Source organism: Roseateles sp., assembly GCF_036486225.1.
Classification (GTDB): Bacteria; Pseudomonadota; Gammaproteobacteria; order Burkholderiales; family Burkholderiaceae_C; genus Roseateles.
The window spans coordinates 1-7,176 of the sequence record NZ_DASVNZ010000339.1 but is presented as its reverse complement, the minus strand read 5'-3'; the positions used below and the strand labels follow the sequence as shown (position 1 = coordinate 7,176).

Annotated in this window: 8 protein-coding genes; 5 read left to right on the top strand and 3 right to left on the bottom strand. The window is 67.8% G+C overall.

The window, feature by feature from the left end; genetic code table 11:
- Positions 1-551 (top strand): M13 family metallopeptidase (locus VF536_RS22065; protein WP_331617054.1); only part of this gene is annotated, 551 nt, incomplete at its 5' end.
- Between the two features lie 107 nt (positions 552-658).
- Positions 659-1,450 carry a hypothetical protein gene (locus tag VF536_RS22060; RefSeq protein WP_331617053.1) on the top strand — a complete coding sequence of 264 codons (792 nt, stop codon included), beginning with the start codon at positions 659-661 and terminating at the stop codon, positions 1,448-1,450.
- On the opposite strand, the gene VF536_RS22055 is transcribed toward VF536_RS22060, so the two are convergent.
- The gene (locus tag VF536_RS22055) at positions 1,443-1,814 is read right to left on the bottom strand and encodes an H-NS histone family protein (RefSeq protein WP_331617051.1); all 372 of its coding nucleotides are present in this window, start codon (positions 1,812-1,814) and stop codon (positions 1,443-1,445) included. The two genes, VF536_RS22060 and VF536_RS22055, sit on opposite strands and share 8 nt — an antisense overlap.
- A 318-nt stretch (positions 1,815-2,132) precedes the next feature.
- Here VF536_RS22055 and VF536_RS22050 point away from each other — a divergent pair, with 318 nt between their 5' ends.
- Positions 2,133-2,825, top strand: a complete 693-nt coding sequence (locus VF536_RS22050; protein ID WP_331617050.1) for a GntR family transcriptional regulator — start codon at positions 2,133-2,135, stop codon at positions 2,823-2,825.
- Positions 2,826-2,859: 34 nt separating this feature from the next.
- On the opposite strand, the gene VF536_RS22045 is transcribed toward VF536_RS22050, so the two are convergent.
- A complete protein-coding gene (locus VF536_RS22045) occupies positions 2,860-3,327 on the bottom strand; it encodes an Lrp/AsnC family transcriptional regulator (RefSeq protein ID WP_297532034.1) in 468 nt (155 codons plus the stop codon).
- Positions 3,328-3,417: 90 nt separating this feature from the next.
- Here VF536_RS22045 and ilvB point away from each other — a divergent pair, with 90 nt between their 5' ends.
- A complete protein-coding gene (gene ilvB, locus VF536_RS22040; RefSeq protein ID WP_331617049.1) occupies positions 3,418-5,154 on the top strand; it encodes a biosynthetic-type acetolactate synthase large subunit in 1,737 nt (578 codons plus the stop codon).
- Between the two features lie 15 nt (positions 5,155-5,169).
- Here the strand turns inward: ilvB and VF536_RS22035 are convergent, their stop codons facing one another.
- Positions 5,170-6,333: a mandelate racemase/muconate lactonizing enzyme family protein gene (locus VF536_RS22035; protein ID WP_331617048.1), complete on the bottom strand. Its 1,164-nt coding sequence runs from the start codon at positions 6,331-6,333 to the stop codon at positions 5,170-5,172.
- A gap of 128 nt (positions 6,334-6,461) precedes the next feature.
- Between VF536_RS22035 and VF536_RS22030 the strand changes: the two genes are divergently transcribed.
- Positions 6,462-7,176 (top strand): LysR family transcriptional regulator (locus VF536_RS22030; RefSeq protein WP_331617047.1); only part of this gene is annotated, 715 nt, incomplete at its 3' end.

The window sequence follows — 7,176 nt, the reverse complement described above, 5'->3', positions numbered from 1 at the left end:
CGAAGCTGGACGACGCGCCGAACTACGGCAACACCGGCGGCACGATCGGGCATGAGCTGATCCACGGCTTCGACGACGAGGGTCGCCAGTTCGACGCCAAGGGCAACCTGCGCGACTGGTGGACCAAGAAGGACGGCCAGGCCTTCGAGCAGCGGGCCGCCTGCGTGACCAAGCAGTACGCGCAGTACGTGGTCGTCGACGACATCCGCATCAACAGCAAGTTGACGCTGGGCGAGGACCTCGCCGACCTGGGCGGCCTGGTACTGGCGCACGCGGCGTGGAAGGCGCAGATCGCCGACATGTCCCCGAAGCCGGCGGACCGCGACGGCTTGACGCCGGAGCAGCGCTTCTTCGTCGGCTTCGCGCAATGGGACTGCAGCCACGCCCGGCCTGAATATGCGCGTGTGCATGCCTTGACCGACCCGCATTCACCGGGGCGCTATCGCATCAACGGTGTGGCGGTGAACATGCCGGAGTTCGAGCAGGCCTTCCGCTGCAAGCCGGGGCAGAAGATGGTGAAGCCGGACGCGGAGCGTTGCCGGGTGTGGTGAGCCGGTTTTTTCAGCGAACCAGACAGGTTGGCGTCGGCGACTGAAGCATCGGCCCTGCCGCGCAATGCGCGCCGGGCCGACGTCTTTCAACTTCGCCCTTTCCCACCATGTCACCCCCCATTTCGCCCCGCACCGACCCGTCGGCGACGACGGACGCTGTCTACGCCAACTTGACGTCGAGCTCCGAGACTTCAAAGCAGCGATCCGAGGGCTCGGATGCCGAATCGCTGGCGCCCTATCGCGATGACGCACCGAGCCTGAACTACATCCAGATCGAGTTCCTGTCGAAGTCCGGCGGCCGGCGTCCTGGCGGCGTCAGCGATGCCGCCGTCAAGCCTGACAAGACCGAGACGATCTATTCGACAGTGGACCATTTCTCGACCTCCGAGCGTCAACGCTCACCCGAACTCTTCGACGCCCAGCAGCGACTCACGAAGCAAGTGCAGACGCTCGTCCAGGAATTCGCGACTTCGAAGAAGGCGGGGGTGATCAACAAGCTTGTCGGCTCGAAGGACAACTATGGTGCGGGCGCGGCGGCGAAGGCGCTGGCAAGCCGCTTGAATGCCGATGGTTTCGCCGAGCACGCGGATGCCTATTCCAAGGCGGCGCGGGGCCTCATCGGAAGAGACCGCCCTGCCAATGAGAGCCACCAGCTGACCGGGAAAGCCGCGTCGGCGGCCACCCTTCAAGCACTCACCCAACTGACGCCGGAGCAAAGGACGGTGCTCGCGCGCCATTTGCGCAACGCCACGCTGGTGGACACCGCCATCTCCGAATCGGAGCCGGTGAAGTGCTCGCTGTCGTCGGCAAGTGCGCGCGAAGCGGTCATCCAGACGATGAGGACCTTCATCGCCGGTGGTGCCGCACCGGGCGGCACGCACCCTCAACGGATCAGCTGATCAACAGCTCCTCGGCCGTCTTCCCGCTGGCGAGCGCGTCCTTGAACCAGTTGGGCCGCTTGCCCACGCCGGTCCAGGTGCGGCCGGCGCCGTCGTGATACTTCGGGGCACCCGCGCTGCGCGGGGCCTTGGCCTTGCGCGGGCCCGCGGCGGCCTTGCCGGTCTTGGCGGCCTTCGCCGTTCTGCCCCGGCCCGCCGGCTTCCTGGCGCCAGCGCCGAACAGCTCCTCGGCCGTCAGCCCGTAATGATCGATGGCTTCGCGGATGCGGTCGACGACGCCTGAGATCTCCTTCGCGCGCAGCGACTCCGCTTCCTTCTTCAGCTTCTCGATCTGGGACAGGACTTGCTTCAACGACTTGGCCATTCAAAGGGCTCCATTCGGGTGTTTGACATCGGGCATTCGCCTCTGCGTCGCAGACCTCCCGGCCGCGACTGTAGCGCTTGGTGGCCGCCGATGCGGAAACGACACAGTGTCTTCCCTCGATGCGGCATCGATTCCACCGATTCCAGTAGGGTGCGGCGCGACAAATGCGTGGATTGAGCAGTCGAATCGCCGCCTGATTGCGTATTCATTGCGCTTCAGCAAGAACGCCGATTCATGGGCGTCCGGACCGTGCCGGGGGAGCCGGCCCCTCCGTAGAGTGAATCCTCATTCACCACCATTCACCGGACGGAGGGCGCGATGGTTCGTTCCACACACCCGATCAATACGCCGACCTATCTGCGGCTGCGTGACCAGATCCGCGCCGACATCGAGGACGGCTGCTGGCGGCTGGGGCAGCACCTGACGCTGCACGAGTTGAGCGCCCATTACAGCGTCAGCAACGTGCCCGTGCGCGAGGCCTTGCTGCAGCTGCAGGGCGACGGCATGGTGGACATGCGGATGAACAAGGGCGCGGTGGTGCTGGCGGTCGACGCGCGTTTCATCGACGAGTACTTCGATGTCCGCGAGGCGTTGCAGGCGATGCTGCTGGCGCGCGCCTGCCGCGGCGCCTGGGCCGGCACGGCGCGGACGCTGGCTGGCGTGACGGCCTTGCTGAAGCCCTTGCAGGAGGCCACGCGCCTGGGTCGCGTGGGTGAGCTGCTGACGGCGGACGATGCCTTGCAGAAGCACCTGGGGTGCCTGGGCGGTAACGATCAGGCGCTGGGCATGCAGGCGTCGCGCGGACGGCTGCTGGAGGCGTTTCGACGTGCGCGCATGGAACTCTGGGCGCCGGAGCTGGAGATCCTGGCGGTGCAGGGCGGTGCGATGCTGCAGGCGCTCACGCACGCCGATCCCGCCATTGCCGTCGAGGCGGTGCGCCGCCACGTGGCGGCGTCACGCACCTACATGATGAGGTTGCTGAAGGTGCCGGAGCTGCCGGTGTCGAAGTGATGCCGATCTGCGCCGGTCCGCGCCGGAGCGGCCGTCAGAGCGGCAGGGAGCTCGCCTTCAGGCAGCGCAGCACGAAGCTCGACTTGCTGTGCCGCACACCGGGGATCTTGTAGAGCTTCTCTCGCAGCAGGCGCTCGTAGTCGCGGGTGTCGCGGACGGAGAGGCGCAGGACGTAGTCGTAGTCGCCGGAGACCAGGTAGGCGTCGATCACTTCCGGGATCGCTTCGAGGTGACGGGCGAACTCCGCCATCGCGGCGTCCGTGTGCTTGTTCAGCGTGAGCTGGACGATCAACTGCTCCGGCCGGCCGACTTTCTCGGCATTGACCTTGACGGTGTAGCCCTCGATCACGCCGGACTCCTCGAGACGCTTGATGCGGGTCCAGCAGGGAGAGGTGGTCAGCCCCACCTCCTCGCTGACCTCCTGCAGGCTGGCGCGCGCGTTGCGCTGCAAGGCCCGCAGGATGGCGCGGTCGAACTTGTCGAGCTTGATTTCCTGATCCATGGCACTTTCAAAGGAAAGTTTGCTGCGATGGTGATTCTAGGAGGCAAGAACGGCAACGCTTCCCGAGGGGGCGCCGGGATACTGGTCCGCATGAACGCACTGATCGATCGCGCCGTGCTGGGCGCCCCTGAAACCCTGACGCGCAACGGCGCGCAGACGCTGCTGGACACGCTGGTGGCCTGTGGCGTGGACACCGTCTTCGGTTATCCCGGCGGCGCCGTGCTGCCGCTGTACGACGCGCTGCATGGCGAGCCGCGGCTGCGGCACATCCTCGTCCGTCACGAGCAGGCGGCGGTGCACGCGGCCGAGGGGTATGCGCGCAGCACCGGGCGGCTGGGCGTGGTGCTGGTGACCTCGGGACCGGGGATGAGCAACACGACGACGGGGCTGCTGGATGCGCTGTGCGATTCGATGCCGGTGCTCTGCATCAGTGGTCAGGTGAACAGCGCGGTGATCGGCACCGACGCCTTCCAGGAATGCGATGCCTTGGGCATCTCGCGCCCGGTGACGAAGTGGAATGCACAGTTGCGTCCTGGGGACGATGTGGCGGCGCGCGTGCGCCAGGCTGTGGACATCGCGCGCGGCGGGCGCCCGGGACCCGTGCTGCTGGACGTGCCGAAGGACGTGCAGCTGGCGCCGTCGCGATCGACCGCGAGCTTGCCGATCAGGACGCTCAGGGAGATGCCGGCCGTGGACGTGCGCGCGGTCGACCAGGCCGCGGACTGGATCGCGAGCGCGAGTCGGCCCGTGTTCTATGGCGGCGGCGGGTTGATCAACGCAGGCGAGGCGGCTTGCACGGCGTTCGCGTCGGCGGTCGCGCTGAGCGGTGCACCCTGCACGCTGACCCTGATGGGCCTGGGCGCGCTGCCGGCCTCGTCGCCGCAGTGGCTGGGGATGCTGGGCATGCACGGCACGCTGGAGGCCAACCTGGCGATGCACCACGCCGACCTGATCGTTTGCGCGGGGGCGCGCTTCGACGATCGCGTGACCGGGCGCCTGGACAGCTTCGCGCCCGGAGCGCGGGTGATCCATCTGGACATCGATCCGGCGTCGATCGACAAGGTGCGCCGCGCGGATCTCGCGCTGTGCGGCGACGCACGCGTGCTGCTGCCGCGCCTGCGTCACGCGCTGGCGCGCCGCGAGATGCTGGCGGAACGGCTCGCGGACTGGTGGACGCGCATCGACGCCTGGCGGAAGCAGCGCTCACTGGCCTTCGAGGACACACCGGAGGTGATCGCTCCGCAGGCGCTGATGACGCAGCTGCAGGCGCAGCTGGCCGGTCGCGACGCGATCGTCTCGACCGACGTCGGTCAGCATCAGATGTGGGCGGCGCAACACCTGGCCTTCGAACGGCCGCGCCGCTGGCTGACCTCCGGTGGCGCGGGCACGATGGGCTACGGCCTGCCCGCGGCGATCGGCGCGCAGGTGGCGCATCCGGACCGGCTGGTCGTCTGCGTCAGCGGGGATGCGTCCATCCTGATGAACCTGCAGGAGATGGCGACGGCGCGGCAGCACCGCGCCGGCGTGAAGGTCGTGCTGTGCAACAACGGGCACATGGGCATGGTGCGGCAGTGGCAGGAGCTGCACCACGGCGAGCGCTACAGCCACAGCTACAACGCCTGCATGCCGGACTTCGTCGCGGTGGCCAAGGGCTTCGGGTGGCAGGCCCGCCGCGTCGAGCAGCGTGAGGATCTCGACGCCGCGCTCGCCGAGTGCCTGGCGAGCGACGGGCCGTACTTCCTCGACGTCGCCGTCGCGCCGGCGGAGAACTGCTTTCCGATGATCCCGGCGGGGAAGGGGCATCAGGAGGTGATGCTGGGGCGGTGATGCCCCATCCGAATCTCAGTCCGACAGTGCCCGCATCACCGCATACAGATCCGACTTCCCCTCGAACCCGATGCCCGGCAGGTCTGGCAGCGTGACGTAGGAGTTCTCCACCTTCACGCCGTCCGGGAAGCCGCCGAAGGGCTGGAACAGGTCCGGGTAGGACTCGTTGCCGCCCAGGCCCAGGCCGGCCGCGATGTTCAGCGACATCTGGTGCCCGCCGTGCGGCACGCAGCGGCTCGCGGACCAGCCGTGCTCCTTGAGCATGTCCAGCGTGCGCAGGTACTCGACCAGGCCGTAGCTCAGCGCGCAGTCGAACTGCAGCCAGTCGCGGTCCGGCCGCATGCCGCCGTACCGGATCAGGTTGCGCGCGTCCTGCATGGAGAACAGGTTCTCCCCCGTTGCCATCGGGTTGGCGTAGTAGTTGCGCAGCGTCGCCTGCAGCTCGAAGTCCAGCGGGTCGCCGGCCTCCTCGTACCAGAACAGGTCGTACTTCGACAGCGCCTTCGCATACGCGATCGCCGTGTCCAGGTCGAAGCGGCCGTTGGCGTCCACGCACAGCTTCTGACCGTCGCCGAGCACGCTCAGGATGGAGTCGATGCGGCGCAGGTCCTCGTCCAGCGAGGCGCCGCCGATCTTCTTCTTCACCACCGAGTAGCCCCGGTCGATGTAGCTGCGCATCTCGTCCTTGAGCTTGCCGTGGTCCTGGCCGGGGTAGTAGTAGCCGCCCGCGGCATAGACGAAGACCTTGCGGTTGGGCGTGCCGGTGCCGTAGCGCTCGGCCAGCAGCTGGAACAGCGGCTTGCCCTCGATCTTCGCGACCGCGTCCCACACCGCCATGTCGATGGTGCCGATGGCGACGGAGCGCTCGCCGTGACCGCCGGGCTTCTCGTTGGTGAACATCGCGTCCCAGACCTTGTGCGCGTCGAGGATGCCGCGGCTGTCGAGCAGCGAGTCCGGATCCGCTTCCAGGATGCGCGGGATGAAACGCTCGCGCATCAGCGTGCCCTGGCCGTAGCGGCCGTTGGAGTTGAAGCCGTAGCCCACCACCGGCTTGCCGTCGCGGATCACATCCGTGATGACCGCCACGAGGCTCAAGGTCATCTTGCTAAAGTCGATGTAGGCGTTGCGGATGGGGCTGCTGATCGGCAGCGTCTTTTCTCGGATCTCGACGATCTTCACGGGGAACTCCACTTCGGGTTGGCTTCGAACGGGTCGCATGATCCCGCCGGGCCCCCTCGCGAGGCCAATTCAGTTTTCTTAGCTTTTGATGCTTTGCGGGCACCGCCTCTTTCCCACCTTGCCACCCCATGACGCTGAACCTGAGCTGGATCGATGACTTCATGGTGCTGGCCGCCAGCGGCAACTTCTCGCGCGCCGCGGAAGAGCGCCACATGACGCAGCCGGCCTTCAGCCGGCGCATCCGCGCGCTGGAGGAGTGGCTGGGCACGGACCTCTTCGACCGCAGCTCGCAGCCCGCGCGGCTGACCGACGCGGGTCTCTGGTTCCGCAAGACCGCGCAGGAACTGCAGGCGCACGTCGCCCGCGTGCCCGGCGAGGCCCGCGCGATCGCGGAGGCCAGCTCGCAGACGCTGCGTTTCGCGGCGACGCATGCGCTGTCGTTCTCGTTCATGCCGCGCTGGCTGCGTGCGCTGGAGGCGCGCACCAGCGTCGGTCCGGTGAACCTCGTCTCCGACACCCAGCAGAAGTGCGAGGCGCTGCTGCTGCAGAGCCAGGTGCAGTTCGTGCTCGCGCATGGGCATCGGCAGGTGGCGGGGCCGCTCGATGAAGCGGCCTTTGCTTGTGCCGTTGTTGGCCAGGATCAGCTGCTGCCGGTCTGCGCGCCCGACGCGGCCGGCGGGCCGGCGCATCCGCTGGAGGGCGGCAAGGGGGCGAAGGGCGCCCCGGTGCCGCTGCTCGCGTACAGCTCGGAGTCCGGGCTGGGCCGCATCCTGCGCGAGGTCAAGGGGGCCGCGCTGGACCGGCTCAACGTGCAGCCGGTGTTCACGGCGCACCTGGCGTCGG